This window comes from [Scytonema hofmanni] UTEX 2349, assembly GCF_000582685.1.
GTDB classification, from domain to species: Bacteria; Cyanobacteriota; Cyanobacteriia; order Cyanobacteriales; family Nostocaceae; genus Hassallia; species Hassallia hofmanni.
Genome location: NZ_KK073768.1, coordinates 3,119,583 through 3,144,688 on the forward strand (window position 1 = coordinate 3,119,583; position 25,106 = coordinate 3,144,688).

General features: G+C 40.0%; 25 protein-coding genes. 11 read left to right on the forward strand and 14 right to left on the reverse strand.

The window, feature by feature from the left end; translation table 11 throughout:
• Nucleotides 1-77 precede the first annotated feature (77 nt).
• Entirely contained in the window at nt 78-1,280 is a 1,203-nt protein-coding gene (ribD, locus tag TOL9009_RS0118925) for a bifunctional diaminohydroxyphosphoribosylaminopyrimidine deaminase/5-amino-6-(5-phosphoribosylamino)uracil reductase RibD (protein WP_029634177.1), read from the forward strand.
• Nucleotides 1,281-1,383: 103 nt separating this feature from the next.
• Here ribD and TOL9009_RS0118930 read toward each other — a convergent pair whose 3' ends face one another.
• Nucleotides 1,384-1,605 carry a hypothetical protein gene (locus TOL9009_RS0118930; RefSeq protein WP_029634178.1) on the reverse strand — a complete coding sequence of 74 codons (222 nt, stop codon included), beginning with the start codon at nt 1,603-1,605 and terminating at the stop codon, nt 1,384-1,386.
• A 189-nt stretch (nt 1,606-1,794) separates the two neighbouring features.
• Nucleotides 1,795-1,947 carry a hypothetical protein gene (locus TOL9009_RS47455; RefSeq protein WP_186227596.1) on the reverse strand — a complete coding sequence of 51 codons (153 nt, stop codon included), beginning with the start codon at nt 1,945-1,947 and terminating at the stop codon, nt 1,795-1,797.
• Nucleotides 1,948-2,265: 318 nt separating this feature from the next.
• Here TOL9009_RS47455 and TOL9009_RS0118935 point away from each other — a divergent pair, with 318 nt between their 5' ends.
• Nucleotides 2,266-2,613, forward strand: coding sequence for a hypothetical protein (locus TOL9009_RS0118935; protein WP_029634179.1), 348 nt, complete (start codon nt 2,266-2,268; stop codon nt 2,611-2,613).
• 93 nt (nt 2,614-2,706) lie between these two features.
• On the opposite strand, the gene TOL9009_RS0118940 is transcribed toward TOL9009_RS0118935, so the two are convergent.
• Entirely contained in the window at nt 2,707-3,318 is a 612-nt protein-coding gene (locus TOL9009_RS0118940) for a hypothetical protein (RefSeq protein ID WP_029634180.1), read from the reverse strand.
• A 738-nt stretch (nt 3,319-4,056) separates the two neighbouring features.
• A complete protein-coding gene (locus tag TOL9009_RS0118945) occupies nt 4,057-6,750 on the reverse strand; it encodes a PAS domain S-box protein (RefSeq protein ID WP_038296433.1) in 2,694 nt (897 codons plus the stop codon).
• A gap of 571 nt (nt 6,751-7,321) precedes the next feature.
• Between TOL9009_RS0118945 and TOL9009_RS0118950 the strand changes: the two genes are divergently transcribed.
• From TOL9009_RS0118950 to TOL9009_RS0118970, 5 genes are all read left to right on the forward strand, one after another.
• On the forward strand, nt 7,322-8,464 hold the full coding sequence (locus TOL9009_RS0118950) for a vWA domain-containing protein (protein WP_038296436.1): 1,143 nt from the start codon (nt 7,322-7,324) through the stop codon (nt 8,462-8,464).
• 18 nt (nt 8,465-8,482) lie between these two features.
• Nucleotides 8,483-11,731: a tubulin-like doman-containing protein gene (locus TOL9009_RS0118955; RefSeq protein WP_029634183.1), complete on the forward strand. Its 3,249-nt coding sequence runs from the start codon at nt 8,483-8,485 to the stop codon at nt 11,729-11,731.
• A gap of 92 nt (nt 11,732-11,823) precedes the next feature.
• Nucleotides 11,824-13,497 carry a MotA/TolQ/ExbB proton channel family protein gene (locus TOL9009_RS0118960; protein WP_029634184.1) on the forward strand — a complete coding sequence of 558 codons (1,674 nt, stop codon included), beginning with the start codon at nt 11,824-11,826 and terminating at the stop codon, nt 13,495-13,497.
• A 20-nt stretch (nt 13,498-13,517) separates the two neighbouring features.
• Entirely contained in the window at nt 13,518-14,174 is a 657-nt protein-coding gene (locus TOL9009_RS0118965) for a hypothetical protein (protein ID WP_029634185.1), read from the forward strand.
• Between the two features lie 187 nt (nt 14,175-14,361).
• Nucleotides 14,362-16,875: a hypothetical protein gene (locus tag TOL9009_RS0118970; protein ID WP_029634186.1), complete on the forward strand. Its 2,514-nt coding sequence runs from the start codon at nt 14,362-14,364 to the stop codon at nt 16,873-16,875.
• A 269-nt stretch (nt 16,876-17,144) separates the two neighbouring features.
• Here the strand turns inward: TOL9009_RS0118970 and cutA are convergent, their stop codons facing one another.
• The 4 genes from cutA to TOL9009_RS0118990 all read right to left on the reverse strand — a co-directional run bounded on the left by cutA (nt 17,145) and on the right by TOL9009_RS0118990 (nt 19,666).
• The gene (cutA, locus tag TOL9009_RS0118975; RefSeq protein ID WP_038296437.1) at nt 17,145-17,456 is read right to left on the reverse strand and encodes a divalent-cation tolerance protein CutA; all 312 of its coding nucleotides are present in this window, start codon (nt 17,454-17,456) and stop codon (nt 17,145-17,147) included.
• 156 nt (nt 17,457-17,612) lie between these two features.
• Complete coding sequence (locus tag TOL9009_RS0118980; RefSeq protein ID WP_029634188.1) at nt 17,613-18,365, reverse strand: hypothetical protein; 753 nt, start codon at nt 18,363-18,365, stop codon at nt 17,613-17,615.
• Nucleotides 18,365-19,237, reverse strand: a complete 873-nt coding sequence (locus TOL9009_RS0118985; RefSeq protein WP_029634189.1) for an SAM-dependent methyltransferase — start codon at nt 19,235-19,237, stop codon at nt 18,365-18,367. The genes TOL9009_RS0118980 and TOL9009_RS0118985 overlap by 1 nt, the downstream gene beginning before the upstream one ends.
• A gap of 63 nt (nt 19,238-19,300) precedes the next feature.
• The gene (locus TOL9009_RS0118990) at nt 19,301-19,666 is read right to left on the reverse strand and encodes a hypothetical protein (RefSeq protein WP_029634190.1); all 366 of its coding nucleotides are present in this window, start codon (nt 19,664-19,666) and stop codon (nt 19,301-19,303) included.
• 107 nt (nt 19,667-19,773) lie between these two features.
• Between TOL9009_RS0118990 and psaI the strand changes: the two genes are divergently transcribed.
• Nucleotides 19,774-19,884, forward strand: a complete 111-nt coding sequence (gene psaI, locus TOL9009_RS43645) for a photosystem I reaction center subunit VIII (RefSeq protein ID WP_072022152.1) — start codon at nt 19,774-19,776, stop codon at nt 19,882-19,884.
• Nucleotides 19,885-20,185: 301 nt separating this feature from the next.
• Here psaI and TOL9009_RS43650 read toward each other — a convergent pair whose 3' ends face one another.
• The 6 genes from TOL9009_RS43650 to TOL9009_RS0119015 form a co-directional block, all read right to left on the reverse strand.
• Nucleotides 20,186-20,305 carry a photosystem II reaction center protein J gene (locus tag TOL9009_RS43650; RefSeq protein WP_072022153.1) on the reverse strand — a complete coding sequence of 40 codons (120 nt, stop codon included), beginning with the start codon at nt 20,303-20,305 and terminating at the stop codon, nt 20,186-20,188.
• A 71-nt stretch (nt 20,306-20,376) separates the two neighbouring features.
• The gene (locus TOL9009_RS43655; protein ID WP_072022154.1) at nt 20,377-20,496 is read right to left on the reverse strand and encodes a photosystem II reaction center protein L; all 120 of its coding nucleotides are present in this window, start codon (nt 20,494-20,496) and stop codon (nt 20,377-20,379) included.
• A gap of 12 nt (nt 20,497-20,508) precedes the next feature.
• Nucleotides 20,509-20,646, reverse strand: a complete 138-nt coding sequence (psbF, locus tag TOL9009_RS0119000; protein ID WP_029634191.1) for a cytochrome b559 subunit beta — start codon at nt 20,644-20,646, stop codon at nt 20,509-20,511.
• Nucleotides 20,647-20,652: 6 nt separating this feature from the next.
• Nucleotides 20,653-20,904, reverse strand: coding sequence for a cytochrome b559 subunit alpha (gene psbE, locus TOL9009_RS0119005; RefSeq protein WP_029634192.1), 252 nt, complete (start codon nt 20,902-20,904; stop codon nt 20,653-20,655).
• A 117-nt stretch (nt 20,905-21,021) separates the two neighbouring features.
• Nucleotides 21,022-22,044: a photosynthesis system II assembly factor Ycf48 gene (locus TOL9009_RS0119010; RefSeq protein ID WP_029634193.1), complete on the reverse strand. Its 1,023-nt coding sequence runs from the start codon at nt 22,042-22,044 to the stop codon at nt 21,022-21,024.
• A gap of 94 nt (nt 22,045-22,138) precedes the next feature.
• Nucleotides 22,139-22,474, reverse strand: a complete 336-nt coding sequence (locus TOL9009_RS0119015) for a rubredoxin (RefSeq protein ID WP_029634194.1) — start codon at nt 22,472-22,474, stop codon at nt 22,139-22,141.
• Between the two features lie 693 nt (nt 22,475-23,167).
• On the opposite strand from TOL9009_RS0119015, the gene ndhC reads away from it, so the two are divergent.
• From ndhC to TOL9009_RS0119030, 3 genes are read left to right on the forward strand one after another with little or no spacing between them, the layout of a single operon-like run.
• Nucleotides 23,168-23,530, forward strand: a complete 363-nt coding sequence (gene ndhC / locus TOL9009_RS0119020; protein ID WP_026093494.1) for a photosynthetic/respiratory NAD(P)H-quinone oxidoreductase subunit C — start codon at nt 23,168-23,170, stop codon at nt 23,528-23,530.
• Complete coding sequence (gene ndhK, locus TOL9009_RS0119025; protein WP_029634195.1) at nt 23,521-24,255, forward strand: photosynthetic/respiratory NAD(P)H-quinone oxidoreductase subunit K; 735 nt, start codon at nt 23,521-23,523, stop codon at nt 24,253-24,255. The genes ndhC and ndhK overlap by 10 nt, the downstream gene beginning before the upstream one ends.
• Nucleotides 24,248-24,799 carry an NAD(P)H-quinone oxidoreductase subunit J gene (locus TOL9009_RS0119030; protein WP_029634196.1) on the forward strand — a complete coding sequence of 184 codons (552 nt, stop codon included), beginning with the start codon at nt 24,248-24,250 and terminating at the stop codon, nt 24,797-24,799. Before ndhK ends, TOL9009_RS0119030 begins: the two co-directional genes overlap by 8 nt.
• The last annotated feature ends 307 nt before the right edge of the window (nt 24,800-25,106 follow it).

Here is a 25,106-nt window from a genome sequence, read left to right on the forward strand (position 1 = left end):
GGGCATGGGGCATTGGGCATTGTTAATTTTAACTCCCCCCTACTCCCTACTATTTAATCATTGTATTGCCCAAAGTTATGGATAATTTCCCAGTGATTGCTCAACCAAATGCATCAAACAATAATTACAGTGAAGAAAATGCACTTTTAGTAAAGTCGGCAGTCGGTTTGGATTCACACTTACAGAAAATGGTGGGAAATGACTTTGACTCTAGCATGATGCAGCGGTGTTTGGAACTCGCAAAACGCGCTAGCGGACGCACTTCGCCAAATCCTTTAGTGGGAGCGGTAATTGTCAAAGATGGCAAGATTATTGGGGAGGGGTTTCATCCTCGTGCTGGGGAACCTCATGCGGAAGTTTTTGCCCTCAAAGCGGCTGGTGCTGACGCTCGTGGAGCGACAATTTATGTCAGCTTAGAACCTTGCAATCACTACGGACGCACTCCGCCTTGTTCGGAAGCATTAATCGCCGCTGGAGTGGCAAAAGTGGTAGTAGGTATGGTTGACCCTAATCCCCTGGTTGCGGGGGGTGGCATTGCGCGTTTACGCGCCGCTGGGATAGAAGTTGTGGCAGGGGTGGAAGAAGTTGCTTGCCAGAAAATTAATGAAGGTTTTGTTCATCGTATTCTCTACAAACGACCTTTGGGCATTTTGAAATATGCCATGACTTTAGACGGCAAAATTGCTACTAGTGCCGGTCACAGTGCTTGGGTAACAAACCGAGATGCCCGCACTGAAGTACATCAACTGCGGGCTGCTTGTGATGCTGTAATTGTCGGTGGGAATACAGTGCGACAGGATAATCCTTATTTAACCAGCCATCAAGAAGGGGCAAATAATCCGTTGCGGGTGGTGATGAGTCGCAGTCTGAGATTGCCAGAAAATGCCCACTTGTGGCAAACTTCTGAGGCTCCCACTTTAGTGTTAACAGAAGTAGATGCTAACCCTGATGTTAAAGAATTGTTGCTTCGTCAGGGAGTAGAGGTGCTGGAACTAACTCCACTCACGCCAGATCGGGTAATGGCTTACTTGTATGAGCGGGGTTTTTGCAACGTATTATGGGAGTGTGGCGGGATATTAGCCGCTAGTGCGATCGCTCAAGGTGCTGTACAAAAAATTCTTGCCTTTATCGCTCCGAAAATCATTGGTGGTAACAATGCACCCACACCTGTGGGTGATTTAGGCTTCACCACTATGACTGAGGCTTTGCCTTTAGAACGTGTTACTTGGCGCGTAGTAGGTTCCGACTGCTTAGTGGAAGGTTATTTATCACAAAAATAGTGGTTAGTTGTTAGTTGTTAGTTGTTAGTTGTTAGTTGATGCTTGATGGTTGATGGTTAAGAGTTATCCACTATCCACTAACAACCAACCAATCAAAATTGTCTTAGCCGTAACATTGACGGTCATGGGCGATGTCACGAATCAGGCTTAACCTGGCTTGAATGTAGTCACAGAGAAAATCGGTTTCGTTACAATCTAACAATGCTTGTGTTTTGGTTTGTTTGACTAACCATTGCACCAAGCTAGCATCGTCTAGTTGCAAGAGGGTCTTGGAATGGGCTGTTTCAACCACAGTCCAAAGCTGACGCATAATCGTAGGAGTCATCAGACCTCAATCTAATCATTAGCTTAGTTATTTTCAGCGTACACAATTGCAGCAACAAGTTGGGCATGAGCGTACAAGCCGACACAAGTATTATCAAAAACTTCATAATCGGATTTATAACTTGATGAAGATTAAGAATCCGCAACGCGCTGACTTCAACTTAATGGTAACTAGGTAGATTAAGAAAAATTAAACATCACTCATTGGGCATGGGGCATGGGGGAGGCAGTGCGTTGGGGAGCCAGTGCCGTGGGCGGGTTTCCCGACTTGAGGCACCTGGCGTCCGGCTTTGCCGACTTGTTCGCGCAGCGTCTCCCCGAATCGAGAAGCATCTGCCGTCATGGGGCATGGGGCAGAAAAGAAAAGTAAGTTAAATTTCTTGACGATCGCTTACTTAATTAGATAATCACTCTTTTCATAAAGTTAAAAACTTAAAAAAGAATAAAAATATTTGTTTCAAGGCTTTCGCTATGAAAGAACTTAACTTAATTACAATATGGCAATATATTAAGTAGCCGAGATGAATTCCGTTTTCGCTTGCAGGCATATAAAGCTCTGTTCCAAGCGTTCCTATTTGAGACATGGGAAAAAAATCAAGTTGACTGTAGCGGCTTGCAACGCGATCGCCTTCTATGGGCGCTTCAATGGTACTCTGTAAACATGAATTACGGAACTGCTCGCAAATTGCTTATTGACCAGGCAATGATAACCGAGGAAAACCCAGATGCTCTGTTAATGCGGATGCAACAGGGAAAACCACCTATCCCTGGTCACGTTACTTCTATTTTATTGGCGTTGAAAGTAGTTTTTGAAGAACTCAAGGATGTTACAATTATAGATAGGGAACTAGCTAACTCGCTGTATCAGTTAAGTATCAAAAGTCAACAGTTGTTTGCTGCGGGGCGTAAAGTTGGGATAGAATGGCCCCCGCTGCTACAAGAAGACTTGCTGCGAATTACGATCGCTGTTGAAAGTATTTTTTCTGGCGATTGGCAAACTCTACATTAGATATAAACGTAAAAAAGAATGTAGAGACGCGATAAATCGCCGTCTCTACAAGGGTTCTGGATAACGCATATTTAATTTATACGCTTATATCTATTAACGATTTCGCAATTCGGCTTCTAGCTTATCTAAATCGGTTTTGAGCAAAACTGTCATCTGACCGACAAAGGCTTTACCTTCTTTGGGTTGAGCAACTTCTACCCAATATGCATAGCGATCGCCTACTCGCAATTCTCCCTGCAAAGCTTCTCTAATGGGGGTTTTCGCGAAACGCGCACTATTTATCGCACTTTGGTTCGGATACTCATATATTACCTGAGCGCGATCGAAATCTTGATAAATATCTAACCCATAAATGACGCGCAACGATTCTTGCAAACGTTCAGATGTAATCCCGTTAATTGCATCATACATCGCAATCCGTTCGGTGCGTATTCTGCTGCGGTCTTTGGTAAAAGCGACTCTACCAGGTGGTAACACCGATGCTTGAAAACTAAATCGCTGTGCTGCTGTATCAGTCTTTTGAATCAAAAAGCGCTCATTTCCGGTGGGACGAAGTGTAGAATTAGCTTTAATCCAGGTGCCGACTTCCTCTGTACTTTGTCCTGGTAAAGCATTAACTTTGGAATCAGAAAGCATTCCCAGACAAATTAAGGAAACTACAGAACACGGTACAATCAGAAAATTCAGTAAAGGTTTTTTTAGCATTTTTTCTTTTGGGGATTTACATTACGATTCCCTCCATAGAGGGTGTAATCATAGTTTTCCCTTTTTTGCAAAAATTAATGCTGACTTCAGCAGAGAAATCCCCTCTCTTGCAGTGAAACCTCGCTTCCATTCCTCTCTCCTACAAGGCTATGCATTACCGGGATCTTTCTTAACATTGGTGAAAGATAGGCAGGACAAGAATCCTGGGACTGAAAGTGGTTGTGGGGGTTGACAGGAGGAATACACTAGTACAGCGGGCGCGAAAATCAACAGACCATTCTCAATCGCTAAAAAGCTTATTCCATATTACTTTTGACTTTTGACTTTTGAATGAGTGACTTCCGCGAAGCGGTACTAGTGGTCTGTCAAGTCTCATATTAGGGCAGGCGATGAACTCACGTTAAACTTAGCACCAATTAAGAATTCCCAGACACCACTGTACTACCATTCCAGCAAACGATTCAGGCATATAATAATTGGTTCCTAATCTCCTCAGCCGTTAGCGCACTCACCAAAATACCAATTCTTTGTGCGATTGATTTCATAGGCGTTTTTCTGAGGCACAAGGATGATTCTGTGAATGTTGTTTATCTTCTTCCATGTACTGGAAGCGATCGCCTTTCATAAATTTAGTCGCAATATAAAATAATACATCTGGAGCGATCTCAATCTCGGTTCCTTTGTAGTTATGATTTACACGACAGTACTGCAGAATGTTTCTACACCACAATCTGATGCTTAAATTGGAATTTTAATCCAGAATTCTGTGCCTTTTCCTGGTTCTGATAGACAATTCAAAATTCCACCATGTCTTTCAACTACAATTTGGTAGCTAATTGACAGTCCTAGACCTGTTCCCTTGCCTACCGGTTTTGTGGTGAAAAATGGATCAAATAACCGCTTTCTAACGTCTTCTGTCATTCCTAATCCGTTGTCGGCAATTCGGATGACAACAAATTTACTATCTAAAACTTTAGTACTAATTGAAATTTGCGGTTGATTAGTTGTTTTGATATTGACAATTGACTCTTCTAAAGCATCGATCGCATTAGTCAAAATATTCATAAACACTTGATTAAGCTGCCCAGGATAGCAATCAACTAAGGGCAAATCACCATATTCTTTAACAATAGATATATCCAGCCCAATCCCATTATTTTTCCAGCGATGATGCAAAATTAATAGTGTATTTTCAATTCCTTCATGAATGTCTACTTGTTTTTTATCTGCTTCATCATGACGAGAAAAGTTTCGCAATCCCAAAACAATTTCACGGATACGATTAGTACCCATATTCATCGAATTTAGGAGTTGATAAAGGTCATCAGTAATAAATTCTAAATCAATTCTTTCAGCGAAATCTTCAATTTCTGCTTGGGGCTGGGGATAGTATTGCTGATAAAGGTGCAATAGAGTTAACATTTCTTGAAAGTATTCTTTAGCATAGGTTAAATTGCCGTGAATAAAGTTAACTGGATTGTTGATTTCATGGGCAACTCCAGCCACTAATTGTCCTAAGCTAGACATTTTTTCATTCTGGATCAATTGAGATTGAGTTTGCTGCAATTTGTGCAAGGTTTCGGTGAGTTTTTCAGCTTGAGTTTGAGCTACTAAAGTATCAGAGCGACTTTGGGTATAAAGTTGTGCGTGATCGATGGCGATCGCTAGTTGATCACAAACAGCTTGTAAGAGCTTAATTTCACTGTTACTCCAAATGCGATCGCCACTGCAATGACTGCAAACAATTGCTGCAATCTCCCCAGAATTACTCTTAACTGGTAACAGTAGTTGAGATGTGATGCCAAAATCAGTTAAAAGTTCTTGCATATCATAATCGAGATATGACTTGCTATTAATATCGTCGATACAACTTAGCTCTTGAGAGAGAAGTATTTTTGTTAAAAAAGTACTTTTTTGCACCGGAATACTACCTAACATGGTTGGTAAGTTAGGGTTTCGTGCTTCATAGGTGACAGTCAGGCTTGGCTGGGATGGGTGCGGTAAGTAACAAAGAAAGTAGCAACGATCAATTTGTAATAAGCTCCGAATTTCATTAACCGCAGTTTCTAGGATTATATCTAGGTTAAGAGAACTACGGATTTGACTAGCTAGACGCAGTAATAAGGCTTCCCGACGGCTTAGGAGTTCTTCTCGCGCCCAGATTCGGTCGATAGCTACAGCTATATTATTAGCAATCCAATTTAATAGGTTATGAGTTGGTTCGGTAAATAATTGCTTGCTAAATAAAGCCATTATACCGATTAATTGCTGCTCTACTATCAGGGGATAAGCAGAAAATCGAAAAATTGAGAATGCAGAATCCAAAAGTTTATCTGAATTATTAATTGATAGTTCTTCGTTAAAAACGGCTTGATGGTTTTGAATCATTAAGCCAATAATATTATTAACTAAAACCATGTGATTTGGGTAATCTCTGGTATCGCTCAAAGCACTACAAGTAACGTCTGTACAATGAACGCCAGCTTGCAATTGCAGGTGGTTTGTCTGTTGTTCAAAAGTCCAGATACAAATAAAGCCGATATCAAGGTATTGGGAAATAGTATTTGTACAGTTTTGCAAAATTTCTGTAAGTGTGCCACTTTGAGATAAGCCTAAGCTGACTTCTGCGCTCAAAAGTGACAAGCGCGATCGCTCCAATAAAGCTAACTCTGAAAGCTTGCGCTGTGTAATATCTGTACGAATTGCTACATATTGATAGTATTTTCCATCTGAGTTCAATATTGGGGCGATCAAAGTATCCACCCAATAAAAAGTACCATCCTTGGCTTTATTTTTAATTTCTCCTTTCCATATTTCTCCTTGGGCAATAGTTTTCCATAAATTTGCAAAAAATTCCTTTGTATGATAACCAGAATTGATAATACGATGATCTTGCCCTAAAAGTTCTTCTCTAGAATATTTAGAAATTTCACAAAATTGGTCATTAACATAGGTTATTCTGCCCGTTTTATCAGTAATAGCTACCAGTGAATGGGCGTTTAAGGCAAATTTAAAAGCTTCTAGTTCTCGGATAGACTGTTGTAGTACTATCTCACTCTCTTTATTAAGAGTGATGTCACGAGCTACTGCATAAATCAACTTTTCTTCACTCAAACCAGTTGCATTCCATGACAGCCATTTGTAGGAACCGTCTCGACAAAGATAGCGGTTTTCAAAGCAGATTGAATCTACAGATTCTGTAAGTTTTTGGGCTGCTAAAATAGTAGATTCACGGTCTTCGAGGTGAACAAATTCGATAAAGGGTTTAGCAATGAGTTCCTGAGTTGACCAACCTAGGGTTTTTGTCCATACTGGATTTAAATACTTAAAATAACCATCAAAATTAGCAATACACAATAAATCTATGGAAAGCGAGAAAAATAGAGAGTATTTTTCTTCAGATTCTTTGTACTCAGATTTCAATAGGTTCATCAGTTATTTAGGTATAAAGCTTTTTTTAGTATAGGTTAAATAAGTCCGTTTTTCGTAAATTCAATAACCATCTCAATGGGATATTGTTGAGCTAAAAACTGCATAATATCAGTTACAATGAGACTATTCTATTTATGTAAAAACACGTGATTATTTTTCTTCATAAGTAAAATAATAATGTACTGAGTAAACTAACTACTTATTAACTTAATTCTGGACTTAAATAAAGGTTTCCCTAAAAAAGCTGTGAAGTAAACATTTATATTTTTGATTTAAGATAAGAAATGTTAAGTAAACGAAACAAGCTCCCCGACTTCTCCAAGGATACAGCTATTGCGATTGGTGGGGTATCACCCCTTATCTCACCATTTTTCGACATTCCACTGTGACCAAAATCACTATGGATTGAAGTTCGCGTGAGTTATCTTAGTGAGGAGTAATGCACAGCAAGTAAGCACATAAGTAAAATTCTCTTGTTTAACTAACCCAGATAAAAGAGAGTGCCGCGAGTTGCATTTGCCGAGTATTTTATGTAATAAGTCTAATATACTGATTAGTAAATATATTATTTGTGATATTTACACAAGTTATCCCTGGACAGCCACTTAGTTCTGTACAAAAAATCGGTTTAAATTTAGTCTCAGTTTTGCATAGTGGACGGGATGTTGTCTTGGCTATTGATTTGACGGAAAGCGTCGGATTGAATGATGAGGGTCGTATTCGCTTACGTCAGATTGTTGAAGATAGCCTAAAACCGGGAGATTCAGTTTACGTTGTTCCTTTTGATAAAAATGTAGCTTTAAAAGAAGTTACACCGGGTGTAAATTCATTCGTAACACCCATACAATTTAAAATTAAAAGTAAAGAAAACATTGAAAAAGTATTAGCAAAAATACCTTTTGTCCCTGATCCAAACCGCTACGGCACAGATATTCAGCGAGCTGAATTAAGTATTTATCAAGGTCTCGCTCAAATCAATCAAAATCGTCTCCATAAAAGTCAACCAATCAAGCCACAGTCAGTTGTTTGGGTTACAGACGCACCTTTATTTACCCAACCAGGAATTAACTCACAAGTGTGGGTGGAAACACCAGCTATTAGTCCTTTTAGGATAGCAAATTCCCCAGAAAGTCAACAGCGACAAAGTTGGATTAAAGCTTTGCCAATAAAAGAGCGATCGCGCTCAATTACAACCAATAATAATAAAGAGTATAAACTCACTGTCGTTGATATTGCACCTACTGTCCAGGAAATTTGTACACCAGCACCAGGGGGTGAAGAAACTTGTTTAGTCACTCCTTATTTAATTAAGCAGTTGTGGCTACCAAGTTTAATTTCTCTATTAATATTTGCGGGTTTGGTTTTTGGGTTAATTAGATTCTTGCGTCTACAAAAGAAGTGGGAATTGAAAGTTGATTTTGAAGCAACAGAAAACCCCGAAGACCAAAAATGCAGATTACCAAACAACAAACGCATTGCAATTGGTGAATATGATGCTTCTTGTATAGATTCTATTGATTGTCCAGGTTCAGAAGTTAGAGCATATTTAGAGAGGAAAGGCGAGAGTTTATATTTAGTACCAACTAATTCAACACCAATTTATTACAACAATAAAGAAATTACGTCGCGCACTTTCATCTCTAGTTCTACGTTCAGGATAAATTGTCCATATAACAGACGTGATTACAAAATAGTAATTAAAGTTAAAAAATAGTAACTGAGGAATGAAAACATGATTAACAACACTGGAAATCAACTTCAATATCGCGGAATTAATCGCACAATTTGTATCGGATTAGGCGGTACTGGACGGGATGTTTTGATGCGAATTCGGCGATTAATTGTAGACCGCTATGACGATTTAAGCAACTTACCAATTGTTAGTTTTGTCCACATCGATACAGATAAAGCCGCAACCCAAGTAACTGGTATTCGTACAGGAAGTACTTATCATGGTGTTGATCTCAGCTTTCGGGAAGCGGAAAAAGTCAGTGCTACTATGTCCTCTGCCGAGGTTACTATGTTTGTGGAAGGATTGGAGCGGCGTTCAGAATACACTCGTCACGGTCCCTATGACCATATTGGTATCTGGTTTCCCCCGCAATTACTGCGAAATATTAAAGCAGTGGAAGAAGGTGCAAAAGGTATTAGACCTGTTGGAAGACTGGCTTTTTTCCACAATTATCAAAAGATTAAAACAGCAATTGAAACAGCAGAAAAACGTACAAGAGGACATGATTCTCTATTACTAAGAGAAGGTTTAAGAGTGGAACCAGGACTCAATATTTTTGTCGTGGGTTCTCTTTGTGGGGGTACAGGAAGCGGGATGTTTTTAGATGTTGCTTATAGTCTTAGGCATCTTTATGGCGGTCAAGGAGGTCAAATTGTCGGCTATTTAGTGATTAGTCCAGAATTGTATGGTAACACTCCTAATATGAGTGCCAATACTTATGCTGCTCTCAAAGAATTAAATTATTACAGCACTCCCGGCACAAAGTTTGAAGCTTATTATGATATTCAAAATTTGGTGTATGTGCAGGAGCAACGACCACCTTTTGACTACACTTATTTAGTTTCCAGTCAAACAAGTGGCGAGTATCAAATCTTAGGACAGGGTAAGTTGTGCAACGTCATTGCTCATAAGATTGCTTTAGACTTTTCTGGTGAATTAGCACCAGTAGTTAAAGGCAACAGAGACAACTTTCTGCAACACATGATTCAGGGGGATAAACACCCGCGTCAGAATGTCCAGCGCTTTTTAACATTTGGGCTAGCGGCTATTTATTTCCCTCGCGATACCATTGTTCAAGTCGCTTTAAATAGTGTCCGTTTAGAGCTAGTAAAATTCTGGTTAAATGGCGAAGGTCAAAGTCCAGATACCTCAAGTTTACTGGAACAATTTTTAATTCAGTATCGTTGGCACAGCGACGAAGGGAAAAAGGATGGTATAACTACCAGACTAACTGAATCTGTCCAAGAATCTAATAAAAATTTTACTAATATAATCAACGCTTGGAGAAATAAATTAGAACGGTCAATCTCTGATTGCCAAAATAAAGATGACCGGAATGGTATTCGCCAACAGTTGTCAAGAGAGTTTCGCGAACAATTTAGGAAAATTCAACCAGGTGAAACTGAAAGTAGTAGGGGAATTTGGCTAACAAAAGTGCAACAAATTCGTCCGACAATCAGTAAAGAATTGAAAACAAATATTGACGACTTTATCAATCAATTACTTACTCCCGGAGAACCTAAATTTTCGATTAAAAGCACGCGCAACTGGCTAGATGCTTTACAACATGAATTGCATAACTATCAACATAATATTCAGGAAGAAATCACCAACATTGGTAGTATGAAACGCTTGGAAGATGTAGATATAAAATGGCGTGATACTGAACAAATAATTGAAGACATTGAACAAAAAGGTGGGATTCGTTTACTCAATAATAAAAATAGCCAAGTACAAGCTGAAGCTAAAAGGGTGGTACGGGAAGTCTATGAACTGATTAAGCATAACTTTGAATTGGAAGTCTTTCAGGAAGCGCTACGAATTGTGAGTGAGTTGCAAAGACATGTTCAAGAAAGAGCAACTCAACTAGCTGCTTTTAATGCAAGCGTAGAAAATTTGCAAAGCGCTTATGAGAAACAAGAGCGAGAATTGAAACAACTGAACTTTGATGAAATGAGCGGTGAAGCAATATTTGATAGTGAAGATATTGATTGCTGTTACCAAAATATGTTACCAGAAGATGATGTTCGCCAGCTGTTAGTATTTGTCAGTTCAGCAATTACAGAACCAACAGGACGGGGACAATCTTTAGCAAGTTTTATAGATCGAGATCGCACGACTCCATACCAACTGCAAAAAGAAGTTAATCTCAAAGTTGACAACATATTCACGAATCGCGGTGACAATATAGTTAATGTAATTAAACGCTTTATGGAAAAGTACTCACTTGCAGCGCGTTCAACTCGTTTCGCACAAATTATGCAAGAAGCTGAACCTCTCCTACGCTTGAATTTGACTGATCCTTACTTCCATGATGACCTTGCTAAAAGTAGTAAATTAATCGGGTTTAAGGACAGAGATGAGTTAGAAGTAAAACAGTTTAAAGATTTGCTAGAACAGGATTTGGGAATTGCTACAAGTGTCTTCAAAGCGACTCAAGCTGACGACGAAATTTTAATTGTGAATGAGTACGCTGGTTTTCCTCTGAGATTAATTGGCAATCTAGAAAGGATGAGAAACCCCTACATCAGGGAACAGAATTCTCCTACATCTTTTCTACATAATGACTCTCGTGCAACATTTCCTGATATCATTCCTCCTGATGCGAGAAGAATCGAGGAATTGGAGGATATTTTTTATCCTTGTCTAGCGTTTGGGTTATTAGAGAAAAACCAGGAAAATCATAAATTAGAATTTCAATATTATGATGAATCTCGTTATAGTTATAATACTGCATCTCTGAATTCTGAGTGGAGTCAAGCTTTAGAGGAACTTGCTAACCGCAAGAATATGAGTGAAGCTTTGCAGAAGCTTTTAGATGATGAAATTGCCCAAATAGAAAGACAACCTGAACTTTGGGACAATGAATATTTTCCTAAACTGCGGCAGTTTATCAACTTCCTTGATAAATTACCTGAAGATAGTCCTAATTACCCCTACAAAGCTACAGTATTAGGAACTTCTGCAAACAATGACCCCACAGTTAAAGAAGGAATTATTAATCGTTTCCGTAGAAAGCTAGAGCAGCGACTTAAAACTGCACAACAACAAAATCCGCCAACAAATATATTAAATCAGAAAGCTATTCCTGGAGAGATAGTTATTGTTGATTATCCTGTGGATGGCGATAATATGACAAAACGACGTTTAGAAATAAAGCAGTTAAAAGAAGATTTAGATGATGGTATTCTAAGTCTAGAAGAATACGATCGCAAGCGTAAAGAAATATTCAATAAATACCCAGTCTAATATAGCTAGTTTGTAGTTGTGATGCGAGTGCATCGCAATTATAAACTAGCTATTAGTTTTTAATATCCTCTCACTATCTTAAGAGTATTTTTATGCCATTGATACCATCTAACTTAATTCTTTTCACTGTTGTACTCGTAATTTTGCCATCTCTAGCTGCTATTCTTTCACGCTGGTCTCTCTATCAACATCTGGTTCAGGAAGCTGATAAAGTAAAAATGCTGATTAGTGGAAACAAAAGTGTAGCAGAACCTCAGACTGTAATAAATCTAAAAAGCAGATTTAGACAAGCTAGTATTCAATTAGATAATGTTAATACGGCAGCTTTAATTGACCAACTTTATAGCCAAGAAAAGATTAGAGTAAATTTATTAGTTTTTAATAAAGAAGTTGGTTGTGACCAAATCGATTATTTCTGCCGCATTCTACCTAATTTATTATTAGCATTTGGCTTATTCGGTACTTTTTTAGGTATTACAATTAGTTTGTTAGCACTTAGTCAAACAATCAATCAAACCACTGCTAGTGATGTAACTAGTTTAGTGGCTGAACTAGAAAAACCACTACAAGGCATGAGCATTGCCTTTATTACTAGTTTAACAGGACTATTATTTAGTGTTGTCTTGACGGTATTTAACTGGTTAAAAAATACTAGCCAAGCCAAGTATCGACTTATTAGTTCTTTAGAAGATTACTTAGACAATATTTATCAACCAACAATAGATGGTCATACTCGTCTTGATAAAGCTGTTGACAGAATGGCTAATCTGCAAAATGAATTTTTAACTAACTTTGGTAAGAATGTTCGCGATGTCGTTGAGCAATCTTTAGGAAAAGTAGCTAAAGAAATTGCGGAAGAAAATAAAAAAGCCAATCAACTAGCAAGACAAGTTTATGAGGGTTTTAAAGACTCTTCTGGAACTATATCTGCTGCTGCTACTAATTTTAAGATTGCTGGTGAAGAACTGAAGGCAAAATCTGAGATATTTAAACAAGCTGCTGAAACATTTGAAAAAAGCCAGTTTGCCCAGAAATTATCAGATGCTACAGCAGATTTGGCTAACACACAAACAAGATTTTCTCAGTCTGCGGCAAGTTTGGCTGAGACTGTGATATCTATTGCAACAGTAGTGAGTGAAATTCAGCGTTTGGGAGAAGAAATAAGAAGTGTTAATCAAACTTCAGTCAAAGTATTAGAGTTGCATCAAACTAATCAAAACTCTCTGAGCGAAATTATTCCTCAACTTAATCAAGGTGCTACTAATTTAGGAAAAGTAACTAAAAAACTTGATAATTTAGAGGATAAAATTGCAAATAAAGCTGATAGTTTCAATGGGGTAGAAGTTACCCTGAAAGAGTTGGTAGGTATGGTCAGAAGCTATACGGAAGGGGTAAAATTGGGAATTGAGTCTTTAAGCGATCGCTTTGTTTTAAACTTATCTGAGCAACTCAACGCTAACAACCAACAATTTCACACTATTGTCTCCAATCTAGAAGGTTATGCAAATCAATTAAACGTCAAAGTTGACACATTAAACTTTGATTTGATGGAGTTACTCAAAGACAACAATGTGAAAGCAACTTCCGAATACAAAAATGTAGGCGATCGCTTGATTTCAGCTATGACACAAGAAGTTGAAACTAGTATCAAAGGTACTCAGTTTTTAGGTAATAAAATTCAAGAATGTAGCCAAAAAGTTGCTGAGATTAAGCAGGAAATTTCTCAACTGAGAAGTGGTGATGCCAACAATCGGCTTTCTAACTAAACATTTATAATTATTTAAATATGAATCGGCGTTCTCGACATACTGATTATAATGAAGACCTGAATATTTGGTCTGCTTTCACAGACTTAATGTCTAATGCCTTCATGATACTTCTTTTTTTACTATTAATAGTTAGCGTCAAATATACAGTGTCGCAAATATCTAATAAAAATACACGCACACCACCAATTATTTTAATTAAAGATGAAGGTGCTTACCGTTTTGCTTCCGGCAGTGCTGAACTACCACAGCCAATGTACAATTATATTTGGACGAAAATAGTTCCAGAAATTGAACGCAAGACAAAAGAATATAACATAAATACAGTAGAAATTATCGGTCATACTGATGGTCAGGCTAATGGCAGTGTAATCAGTAATCTAGACCAGAATTTAGAAAACGTAGCTAATGGTGATGTACCAATACAAAATTTGAAAGCTGGTTCTAATGCTGACTTAGGACTAATGCGATCGCTAGCATTAGTCAGAGTGCTGCGTTACATCCAGACCAAAGAACATAGGCTACAAGGACTGAAATTTCGCGCCTATTCTGCGGCACAGCTTATATTACCATCAGGCGAGTTTGCACAACCATCGTTAGCTCACCAGGAAGATGTCACACGACGACGCATTGAAATTCGCTTTACCCGCTTGGGTGAAGTGACAGAAGTAAAATAAAGCGATCGCGTTGCACTAAACTAGTAGTCTGTCAAGATAAAAATGATGGTTGTAGAGGCGATCGCGCTATAACCGTGGAGTACTTGCCGATCGCTCTAATTGTTGTTTTGTATAAACAGATGTACACTGGCAAGCAAAGTAATGCAAAATATTACTGTGCTTCCCTTCGGTTTCGGCATCACCCACAATGGAACACTGGCAATTTCTATTACAGAAACAAGGCGATCGCTCTTGGCATACCTTGGAATCGCCAAATTTAGAAATATTGGAAGGTCGGTATCGAGTTTTGGCTCGTTCTAACCGTCCTCATATAGATGTAGAAGTGCGCGTAATTCACTCTTCCACTCAGGAAGTTCCCATACAGCGACGAGTTCAAAAGCGATCGCGTCGCACTAACAATGAAGGCTTAATGGCAGTAATTCCCTTTACCCACCTGAAGCCAGGAATTTGGGAGTTACGATGCTCTGGCGATTTGATGTCTGATATCCTGGGTAAATCCTGGCAATATAGCATCAAAATCCAAGTTCTGCCTCAATCGGCAGTTTTATCGGATGTCAAGAGATTGGACGACTCTGAACATCATCCCAACAGCTTATCAACAGCCGCAGCCCAAACTTCTACCACCATAGATAACGCTATTACCGTTAAGGCAGAGCCAGTAATTATTACACAAAGTAAGCCTTTGCCAAGTAAAGAAGAAGATGCAATTATTGATGCACCTATTACCCCAGTCTGGGTTAAAGGTGATACAGCAGAGCAAATATTACAAAACTTATTAGAGTTAGCTTTACCCGTTTCTGAATCTTTGCTTGATAATGAAGCGATTGATGTGACTCCAGCAGAGCAAGCACCGCCACCATTACTGCTAACTTTAGAGCAGGAAACTTATGTTGCTCGTTGGGGAGAAACTCTTTGTCTCAATGGGCGTGTAGAATTAAAGCAAGAACTGCTGAGTGAAACATCAGATTTAGAAAGCGTCTGTGCGGCATTCCTGCAAATTGAAATGCGATCGCCCCAAAAATCGGAAATATTAACTCAACTAAGGCAACCAATACCTGAAAAGATTTTACCCTGTACTATCACTAGCCAGATTGAAATTCCCGCTAATTGCGAATCCAAGCTGATTTTAGCAGATATAAGTTTATATGGCGCACTCGCTGGAATTGGTGAGGTAACACTGTTAGCCAGCCAGTCCTTCACAATTACAGCAGATGTGACAGAATTACTGGCAATTAGTACAGCTATGAAACATAGTACATCAGAACTAGATTACCAGCTAGCGCCGCCTATTTCTAAAGAACCGTTACCATCATCCCTTGATTTAGAACTGTTTAATCTAGTAAAAAGCGTAAAAACAGGTCAAAATCTAGTTTTTCATGCATCAACGAAAAAAGCTTTACCACCGCGAATTGATCTGCAAAAGCTAAGGAAATCAGTCGCAGTGCGTACAAGCTCTGCTTCTTGTAGCCAAACATCGCCTCAATTACCAACTTTTTCTCACGGGCAAACTAAAATGTTAGCCGCGTCCAAATCGCAGTATTTAGAAAACACAGATACTATAATTGCCGAGGGTCAAGAGCCAATATTTGAGGAACAGGCAAGACTTTCTCTGAGTGCAGGCTCCACTTTTAGATATTTGACACCGGTTAAATCCTTGTCTACCGACTTTGAAGAAGTTCAAAGCAACGGGCAAGATACTTTGGATTATCAAACTCCAGAGGAATTTCCCCAGCTTGAGACTACCATAACTGAGTCGGAAAATGCAACTGACTTAGAAGGGGATGAAGATGCACTTGAAGAATTAATGGTTGAGGATGTGCGATCGCCGGATAACTATAACCCAGAAGTAGTTGTCCTCCAAGCTTCTGAATTAATCACACCAGACAACCCCTATTCATCCCCTTTAATCAGAAAGTGGATGCACACTCAAGGCTATTCTTTGCCTGAACCGATGAATGTGCAGTCTCAGAACTACTATACTTATATCCCAGCTAACCAGACTATTTCTGAAGAATATCCGGTTTCTTTGGATGAGCAAACTTTGACTGCTGATGTTAATTCGCCGTTAGTATCTGATATGGAGACACAACAAGGCGATATTGTGGAAGAAGTTACTGAGACGCTACATGAAGAAAATGTATCAGAAGTTTCCTTGTCACCGGAAGTACCACAACTACCACCTCAGTTACAGCCAACTTGGTTCACACAAGAATTTGTCGTAGATGATACAGCAAATGAAATTGAAGCCGATGCTACGCAGAGCGGTTTGTTTGAGCAAAAGGACGAATCAGTCACAAATTTATCGGTTTCTCTAGCGATCGCAGCGACAAATTGGAGTCCGTTGCCAATTCCCCAACTGGATGTACCAGAAGGTGAACTTATTGCCGGCAAATCTATCAGAGTGCGCGTGTATCTGCCTTACGTGCGGGAGCAAATGGCTGTGAAGTTATGGATGGAGGATTGTCAAACTCGCTGGTTGTTAGATGGTCCGCATTTGCTCAAGAATTTGCTACCTAACTCTTTGGGAGATTTGGAGGTGATGACTCAGTTAAATATTCCCTTTGGCTGTTTGGAAATTCGCTTAGAAGCGATCGCTATAGATATGGCAACTCAACAGGAAAGTCATAAAGTGACAATCGGCAGGACTGTGATTCCTCCAGATTTGCCAACTTTGCAGCTAGATGAACTGCTGGGAATATAAGCTTATCCCCTGGATTTGAGTATTAATTACCAGCAAATAATATACAGCTAATTTCAGATTGCAGGAGGTACATGCGTAAAACCCCTCTCCTTGTAGAGACGTAGCAATGCTACGTCTATAGGTGTATTTAATAACAACGCAATCTGCTGTAATTTGTCCCAACGCAAATTTTTTTTCCTTTCGCAAGCAAAATGAGCCAATATTTACACGAGCTTTTGCATCCAGACTTAAGCGTAAAAGACTTGGGTCATGTTATCCTATCAAGTTCATCAGAGGTGTGTTTCAGATCGAACAAAGTCAACGTACTCACGCAGAGAAGCTTTGTTATCAACCTCAAGAACAACAAACTCTGGCAATTCATAAGGATGAAGTTCACAGAGCCGGTGCTTTAAACGCTCTACTCCTTCTGTTGAGACTTTCATCATCAATGTAACTTCAGCGTCTGATCGTATTTCTCCTTTCCAAAAATACACGCTCTGGATCGGATACAGGTTGACACAGGCTACAACATGCTCTTCTACAAGCAAACGAGCAATTCGTTCTCCGTGTTCTGTTGGCAAGTTCGTTAGCGCAATCCTCATTATATTGTTCTTCCTTAGATTGAAATAAAATAGCTTCAGTCAACTCTAGTCTTTAAACTACCAACTTCAGGGTGATAAAGCACCCTCCATCCTGTTCAAAATATCCTGTTTTAGATGCCTTAAGTCATCTCGCTTTACGCCAGTACTCAAACATCCTTACTCAACGAGCTTACGACAAGACAAAATTAGTTGAATCGCATCAGAATGGAATTCTATATTAGAATATCGAAATTTTGACCGAGCGAACAAGTCTTTCAATACCTCCTGTCTTCGATGATAAAACGACCATTCAAGAATATATTCAAGATAAACACGATTGGGGTTCGTTTCAGATATTTGTCCCAAAATTACAACACCATCTGGCAATAATTTTTCGTATATCCAGTTGAGAAATTCGATGACTTCGTTATCATCAAGGTAGTGTAGAATATTCGCCCCTAAGATAGCCTTTTGTGGATCAAGAAACACTCGACTACTCCCTTGATAGATTTGGAGGACGCTATCTTGCACAAAAGAGACAGATAGCTGATTTCCTAATACTTCAAGCTGTTTCTTAAGTATCGCAAAGCCCCGTGCATCCACATCGATACAGGTAATATTCATGGGCAATGTGTATTTGTCTGTGACAAACTCCAAAACGTCTTGGGAAGTCCCTATTCCCAGGACAGTAATTGGCATGGCAATATCTTTTTCCCATTCCTGAGCGAACTCGAATAGACAACGTGCCATCTCCTTCCCTCGTTTTCGGAGTAAATTCATCAAAGGAAGTTTAAGAACCCATTCATCAATCATCTGTCCAAGTAGACCATCACCATGAGGAATGCCCTGATAAATATAGTCAATGAGTTCGTAATCTACCTGATAACCAAGTGGCTTAGTATAGGCTTTATCATTTGCATAACTCAGCATCAAATGATGACATAGCTCGGCTCAGTGATATCAATTCCATAATGCTCGGTAATCCATGCACAACACAACACGACCGCAGGAGCAATGACTTCAAAGCGATAAATACGATAGGCTAATGACAAGTAGGATAAGAGATCATAAACTTCAGGATTCCCCTCTACGATGAGGGTAATATCATAACAGCCTTGAATATGAAGCTGGCTCAATTTTTGGTTGATGCGATCGATATTGACTTCATACCTTTCCCAGTCATACTCCAGTATATGGAGTTCTCCTTGCAGTCCGACATCTTTGATGAGGTCATACACAAAATCAAAGGTGACAATTAGGGGAGCTTGAGCCATAAGTGCGATCGCCTCCTGAGTGAGCATAGCTCTGATCGGAGCAATCCCAATAATGTGTACAGATTGTTGCGCGATCGCATTCTGTCCGACAAAAAGCCCATACTCTTGAGCATGTTGATGAAGCGCTCGACGACGAATGTATTTATGCGATAGTATGGCTAAAACATGACGATCTGATGAATGTTCAAACGACATGTACGGATCAAATACCGAAGCGTGTAGATCGTTGACTTCGATAATTTGCATACGCCTATATCGTCGATAAAATTCCCGAACAATCTCGGTTGTAGCTGCGTTAGCACCGTCTATAAGAATCGGTTTTTTATTCCGAATTAAGATATGGAGAAACCGTTCTAAATCCTCTTGAGAATAATCATGTGAACCTGAAAGTAAGGCATAGCCATCAGCTAATAAAAGCAACTGCCATAGCCTAGTGCCAAAAGGTATCTTTATGTTATCGTAAATTGCTTTACTTGCGAGGAGAAATTCGGGGACAAGTACTTCTTTTGTAAAATCATAATTTATCATCTTTGGCTATATATAGACTTGACTTATTGGCAAACTGTCTACGTTCAAGAGAATAAATTTCATTCATTGAATTTTGCAACTAATCCTGAATAGATGCTTCCCAACCCTCTGTAAAAATACCATAACCAGAGTCAGTAAACCAAAAAGTTTTTTCCAAAAGAGAAATTTTCCAAAATATTGTTTCATATCGCCTTTTTTCCCTCTTTTAATGGCAGGCATCATATTTACTTTACTGATATTATTTGTTGCAGAAAAACATAAATCAGGAGCCAAAAAATGGAAATGCTGTCTCGTAACTGCTTCATTACCAAATATAAAGCAACACTCCCAATCCTCTGGATTAGGCGAAATTTTACATATATACATTATTTTCCACCAAATGTCTAGTACCTTCAGGTTGAATTGAGCCGGAAAATCCCCAATACCCATATATAAAATCTCAATTTGTTAAAAATATGATAGATTTTCAAAAATGAGGCAGAATTTGCAGTAAGCTCCAGAATGAATTCCAGTAAGATTTAACAGGAATCTTTACTATGTCAACTTCATTTTTGCCTTCTATCTTCGTTCCACTGACAGGTTTAGTTTTTTCAGCAGTGGCAATTGCCTTGTTGTTTATATACATTGAACGCGAAGATATAGCTTAAGTTTGATAAATCCCCAATCCCAAAAAAACGATGACCAATTTTTGGCGTTGGTGAATCTGGGGCGTGAAAATGATTTTACACAACACTAAAATCTTTGTAGAGACGTTCCGTCGGAACGTCTTTACATCCGGATTCATGCATCAATTCAGTGATGACCAATTTTCATCGATTTTTTGCAGATTTATCAGAAAGAGTGAATATTAAAATACCGCCTATCTTTTAAAGACAGGCGGTTTTTTTATGCTGATTTCTCAACAATTGCGTTTAAAATTCAGATGACGGTATTCAGTTCCAGCCACAATTATATGGAAGAACCGATTCCGGCGTAAGCCCCGTAAAAGAAAATGCCTACAACAGTAATTACACCTAACCCTACGATTGTCGCGACAACCCACAGGGGAATTCTTCCACTTCCAGACACAGGTTTTCTCCTCCCTTAATAAAAAATCAACGCTTGTTAAATAAACAAGGATTAATACCAGTCGTCCTTTGTTAGTTAAAGAAGTAACTGGAAAATAGAATCCCCAGAACAAAAATCAGTAGTAGTCCCAGGAAAAGCGAAGTCCGGTTTAGTTCGACCGGCTGTTTATTAGAATTTGGCGATCTATCCATGAGTAGTTCCTCCTAGCGTTGAATAAACTGCATTGAAGCGATCGCACCCAAAAAGAACACGGTGGGTACAGCGAGGGTGTGAACTGCAAGCCATCTAACCGTAAAAATCGGGTAAGTAATTGGTTGATTAACGTTATTGCCGCTGGTCATGTCAAACTATTTTCCGGTAAATTGATCAATTTGTTGTTTAGCTTCAAAACGATCTTTCACAATTGGCGGTGCTACCTGCTCCGCTCTTGGGTAATACTCGTTCGGTCGGGGTGTGCCAAATACATCATAAGCCAGTCCGGTGCTGACAAATAACCAACCTGCAATAAATAATGCGGGGATGGTGATGCTGTGAATTACCCAGTAACGAACGCTGGTAATAATGTCCGAAAACGGACGTTCTCCAGTGGTACCTGACATGCGTGATTCCTACCTGAGTGAGATTGTTCTTGAGAATATTATCCTACAAAGTTAAGAAAGAGTTACAACTTGCAACCTATTTCTCAGAATTTGCATCAGAAATACCCAATCTTAAGGTTAAGCCGCTCCTGATTTGGAAGCTGCTGCAACACTTGGTTGATATTTTAGTAAAATACCGCGATCGCCAATAATAAATCCCTGTTCTGGGGAAAAGAACACAATCTTATACAAATTTGCTGGAACTCCTTCCACATCACGGTCTTTTTCCCAGGTTTTGCCACCATCAGCACTCCGCAGCAAATTACCACTACCACCACCGAGCCAAATTTCTTCAGGTGTGCGATATGCCATATCCAGTAAACCCCAGCTTGTAGACACTTCTGGATATTGGGCTTCTAACCATTCTTCAGGTTTTTCTGGGTCATTAAATTGCACTTGACCGCCTCGTGCTAACATCCATAATTGCCCCTTGTCGGTAAACCCCATATTTTCAACTCGTCTAGAACTATTGCGGTTATGAGGAACCCAAGCAGTTTGTCCTGGTTCCCAAGTTGAGTAGAAGTTACCTTTGGCAGAAACGCCAACATATTTTCCATCAGGCGATCGCTTGATGTTACGTAGCACACCAACTGCTTGTTCTACCTGTGCCTTCCAGTTTTTACCGCCGTCTGTAGTCTTATATATTGCTCCTACATCCGTAGCCATCTCCGCTGAATTTTGTCCTAATGCCAAAATGCTAATTGGACCACCGGGTAATTTTTCGCTTACGGGAATGCGCGACCACGAAGCACCTTCATCAGTGGTATGCAATATCAGACTTGGCTCTCCGACTATCCAGCCTTCTTTCCCAGTAAAACTGACTGAGTTAAACCGATACTTCGGATCGTCAAGTTGCAGTGTTAAAGGTTTCCAAGTTTCACCACCATCTTTTGTTTCTAACAAAGTGGCGCTGCTACCGACTAAATACCCATGCTGAAGGTTATCAGTAAAGGCAATATCTAGTAGTTTCGCCTCTGTTGGCACAGAAATGATTTCCCAAGGATTGTAGCTAGTCGAGGGAACTTTGCTACAACCTATACACATGAGGACGACTACCAATAAGGCAACTATTCTTTGCCAACTTCTCACAATTGAATGCATCTGTATTTTTTAGTTTCTTCTAAATTTGTCTAGGGTTTCTTTCAAAGGTTTACTTTAAGTAATCGGTTTTTATGTAAGTAAGATATGTAACATCCTACTGTAAACCGTAGAGACTTAAAAAAAACAAGAAGGCAAGAGCCAATCCGCCGAAAATCAGGATATTTTTTTGGTTCGGTGTCAGCTGGTTGACACCCAATCCATAACGGAGATTTTCCTTAAAGCCGGATGCTGTACCTTGAATACCTACGTTAGTGAAAGCGTTCTTTCTCGCAGCACAAACTGGGCAGCGCCACGTTATGGGCAATTCTGCGAAAGGTGTTCCTGGGGGAATGTCGTTGGTGTCATCTCCCTTTTCGGGTTGATAGATGTAACCGCAAGCACGACACTCGTAACGGTCTAACTCTTGAGTCTCAACAGCTTGTTCACTCATCATAAAAATGGGTAGAAACCCCGTGCTTACAGGACGGCTTTATATTGAATTTGGATACCATTACCGCCTAAGGGTTACTTAATTTGGTGTACTATTGTGTTGCACTTTCAACGGGACAATTACCGTTTCAAATTTTTCACCCTGTACGCATAATGGTTTCGTTCCTTGCGGAACCTCCCAAAAGGGGTAAAGTTAGCCTTGACCAGTTATGAGAGCTTGTTGGGCTTGCAACACTGTTCCAGTGACCTTAGAACTGTTTAATCACAAGCGACAGAGCGAGGGACTGGCTGCGTATCCCAAGGTGTCGTGACTCAAATAACGGCTACCTATTACTAGGTGGTCGGGTCAGGATGGCTTGATGATTTCTCTTTCAAGCCTCAGCATGACGGCTGAGGTTCCTGACGGCAGCTGAGGGGCAAATATTAAATATACGTTAAAAATTATGACATAATTGTTAGACTTTTCTATCACAATCAAAAAGGAATCAAATACCTCAAGCCTGTCTATTTGGCAGCATTCAGCATTTATCAAAAAGATATAATGTATAGGGATTGGGGACTGGGGACTAGTGACTGGGTACTAGGAAGAAACAGATCCATTATAAATAATCTCTTTCAGGTATCCCTAGCCCCTAGTCCCCAGTCCCTAGTCCCTAGTACCCTTGATATCAATAGCGGTAGGTAGATATTTATTGTGTTTGTCCTCAGCGGTTACGAGTACCTTCTAGGCTTCTTGTTAGTCTGTAGCCTAGTGCCTGCCCTGGCGCTTTCAGCGTCGAAGCTCCTCAGACCCAGTGGTCGCAACCCGGAACGGCGAACCACTTATGAATCCGGCATGGAACCCATCGGTGGAGCTTGGATTCAGTTCAATATTCGCTACTACATGTTTGCGCTAGTCTTCGTCGTCTTTGATGTGGAGACTGTGTTTCTCTATCCTTGGGCGGTTGCTTTCCACCGTTTGGGGCTATTGGCATTTATTGAAGCACTGATTTTTATTGCGATTCTTGTAGTTGCCCTAGTTTATGCATGGCGTAAAGGAGCTTTGGAATGGTCTTGAATATTAATTCAACTACCGAAGATAAAGAGCGAATTATCAACCCGATTGAGCGAACTACGGTTACTCAAGACCTTTCAGAAAACGTAATTCTCACTACGGTTGATGATTTATACAACTGGGCGCGGCTTTCGAGTTTGTGGCCCCTGTTGTTTGGTACGGCTTGCTGCTTTATTGAGTTTGCAGCTTTGATTGGTTCCCGGTTTGACTTTGACCGTTTCGGGCTAATTCCTCGTTCTAGCCCCCGGCAAGCTGATTTAATTATTACGGCAGGAACGATCACGATGAAGATGGCACCTCAGTTGGTGCGTCTTTACGAACAAATGCCGGAACCCAAGTATGTCATCGCTATGGGAGCTTGTACGATTACTGGTGGGATGTTTAGCGTGGATTCTCCCACAGCAGTGCGTGGAGTTGATAAGCTGATTCCGGTAGATGTGTATTTACCCGGTTGTCCACCGCGTCCAGAAGCAATTATTGACGCGATCATCAAGCTGCGGAAGAAGATTGCTAATGATTCGATGCAAGAGCGGGGTTTGATTAAGCAAACTCACCGCTATTACAGCACGACTCACAATATGAAGCAAACCGAGCAAATTCTCACTGGCAAATATATGCAGTCAGAAACTCGCTTCACACCGCCCAAGGAACTGACGGAAGCTATAGGTATGCCGGTACCACCAGCGCTGCTAACACAGGGTCAAAAGGAGGAAGCTAGCCGTGGCTGATGAAGAATCTAAACCAGTACCAGTAGAAAAAGAGTCATTGGTAGAAGCGGGTAAAGTTTCCCAATGGTTAACAGAAAATGGTTTTGCTCATGAGTTTTTGGCACCCGACCACAATGGGGTAGAAATTATTAAGGTTGAGCCAGATTTCTTGTTGCCAATTTCTACTGCACTGTATGCCTACGGGTTTAATTATCTTCAGTGTCAATGTGGTATTGATATTGGAGTTGGACAAGAGTTGGTCAGTATGTATCACTTGATTAAAGTCGCTGATAATAGCGATGTCTTACGACAAGGCTTGCGCCAACGCCCTGAAGAAGTCCGAGTCAAAGTCTTCCTACCACGAGAAAATCCTAGAGTGCCTTCAGTATACTGGATTTGGAAGACGGCAGATTGGCAAGAGCGCGAATCTTACGACTTATTCGGTATTATCTACGAAGGACACCCGAATCTCAAACGCTTGTTGATGCCAGAAGATTGGGTAGGTTTTCCTTTACGTAAAGATTACATCTCTCCTGATTTCTACGAGATGCAAGACGCCTACTAGTACCGCTTCTCCTTCGGAGACACTACGCGAACGCGGAAGTCAAAAGTCAAAAGTCAAAAAGCTTGTATTTCAAGCTTTTTGGCTTTTTTGAATGGTAGCTTTATTTACGCTGACCTGTACTAGAGTGTATAGCACCTCACACTCTTACCGCTTCTAAAAACCTACGCATATCTAGGCATAAATCCATAAATATAGGTAAATCCAACTCCACGGTATAAGTTTGCTCAATTAGAAGCGCCAAAAGGCTTGGAACACTAGCCCTGTGGCGTAGGTTCCTTGACCTCTAACTCCCAGTTAGAGATACTGA

Bases quoted from the DNA above. Each gene is read 5' to 3' on its own strand.
- ribD (WP_029634177.1), top strand. From the start codon at position 78: ATGGATAATTTCCCAGTGATTGCTCAACCAAATGCATCAAACAATAAT.
- TOL9009_RS0118930 (WP_029634178.1), bottom strand. From the start codon at position 1,605: ATGACTCCTACGATTATGCGTCAGCTTTGGACTGTGGTTGAAACAGCC.
- TOL9009_RS47455 (WP_186227596.1), bottom strand. From the start codon at position 1,947: ATGACGGCAGATGCTTCTCGATTCGGGGAGACGCTGCGCGAACAAGTC.
- TOL9009_RS0118935 (WP_029634179.1), top strand. From the start codon at position 2,266: ATGAATTACGGAACTGCTCGCAAATTGCTTATTGACCAGGCAATGATA.
- TOL9009_RS0118940 (WP_029634180.1), bottom strand. From the start codon at position 3,318: ATGCTAAAAAAACCTTTACTGAATTTTCTGATTGTACCGTGTTCTGTA.
- TOL9009_RS0118945 (WP_038296433.1), bottom strand. From the start codon at position 6,750: ATGAACCTATTGAAATCTGAGTACAAAGAATCTGAAGAAAAATACTCT.
- TOL9009_RS0118955 (WP_029634183.1), top strand. From the start codon at position 8,483: ATGATTAACAACACTGGAAATCAACTTCAATATCGCGGAATTAATCGC.
- TOL9009_RS0118960 (WP_029634184.1), top strand. From the start codon at position 11,824: ATGCCATTGATACCATCTAACTTAATTCTTTTCACTGTTGTACTCGTA.
- TOL9009_RS0118965 (WP_029634185.1), top strand. From the start codon at position 13,518: ATGAATCGGCGTTCTCGACATACTGATTATAATGAAGACCTGAATATT.
- TOL9009_RS0118970 (WP_029634186.1), top strand. From the start codon at position 14,362: ATGGAACACTGGCAATTTCTATTACAGAAACAAGGCGATCGCTCTTGG.
- cutA (WP_038296437.1), bottom strand. From the start codon at position 17,456: ATGAGGATTGCGCTAACGAACTTGCCAACAGAACACGGAGAACGAATT.
- TOL9009_RS0118980 (WP_029634188.1), bottom strand. From the start codon at position 18,365: ATGCTGAGTTATGCAAATGATAAAGCCTATACTAAGCCACTTGGTTAT.
- TOL9009_RS0118985 (WP_029634189.1), bottom strand. From the start codon at position 19,237: ATGATAAATTATGATTTTACAAAAGAAGTACTTGTCCCCGAATTTCTC.
- TOL9009_RS0118990 (WP_029634190.1), bottom strand. From the start codon at position 19,666: ATGGGTATTGGGGATTTTCCGGCTCAATTCAACCTGAAGGTACTAGAC.
- psaI (WP_072022152.1), top strand. From the start codon at position 19,774: ATGTCAACTTCATTTTTGCCTTCTATCTTCGTTCCACTGACAGGTTTA.
- TOL9009_RS43655 (WP_072022154.1), bottom strand. From the start codon at position 20,496: ATGGATAGATCGCCAAATTCTAATAAACAGCCGGTCGAACTAAACCGG.
- psbF (WP_029634191.1), bottom strand. From the start codon at position 20,646: ATGACCAGCGGCAATAACGTTAATCAACCAATTACTTACCCGATTTTT.
- psbE (WP_029634192.1), bottom strand. From the start codon at position 20,904: ATGTCAGGTACCACTGGAGAACGTCCGTTTTCGGACATTATTACCAGC.
- TOL9009_RS0119010 (WP_029634193.1), bottom strand. From the start codon at position 22,044: ATGCATTCAATTGTGAGAAGTTGGCAAAGAATAGTTGCCTTATTGGTA.
- TOL9009_RS0119015 (WP_029634194.1), bottom strand. From the start codon at position 22,474: ATGAGTGAACAAGCTGTTGAGACTCAAGAGTTAGACCGTTACGAGTGT.
- ndhK (WP_029634195.1), top strand. From the start codon at position 23,521: ATGGTCTTGAATATTAATTCAACTACCGAAGATAAAGAGCGAATTATC.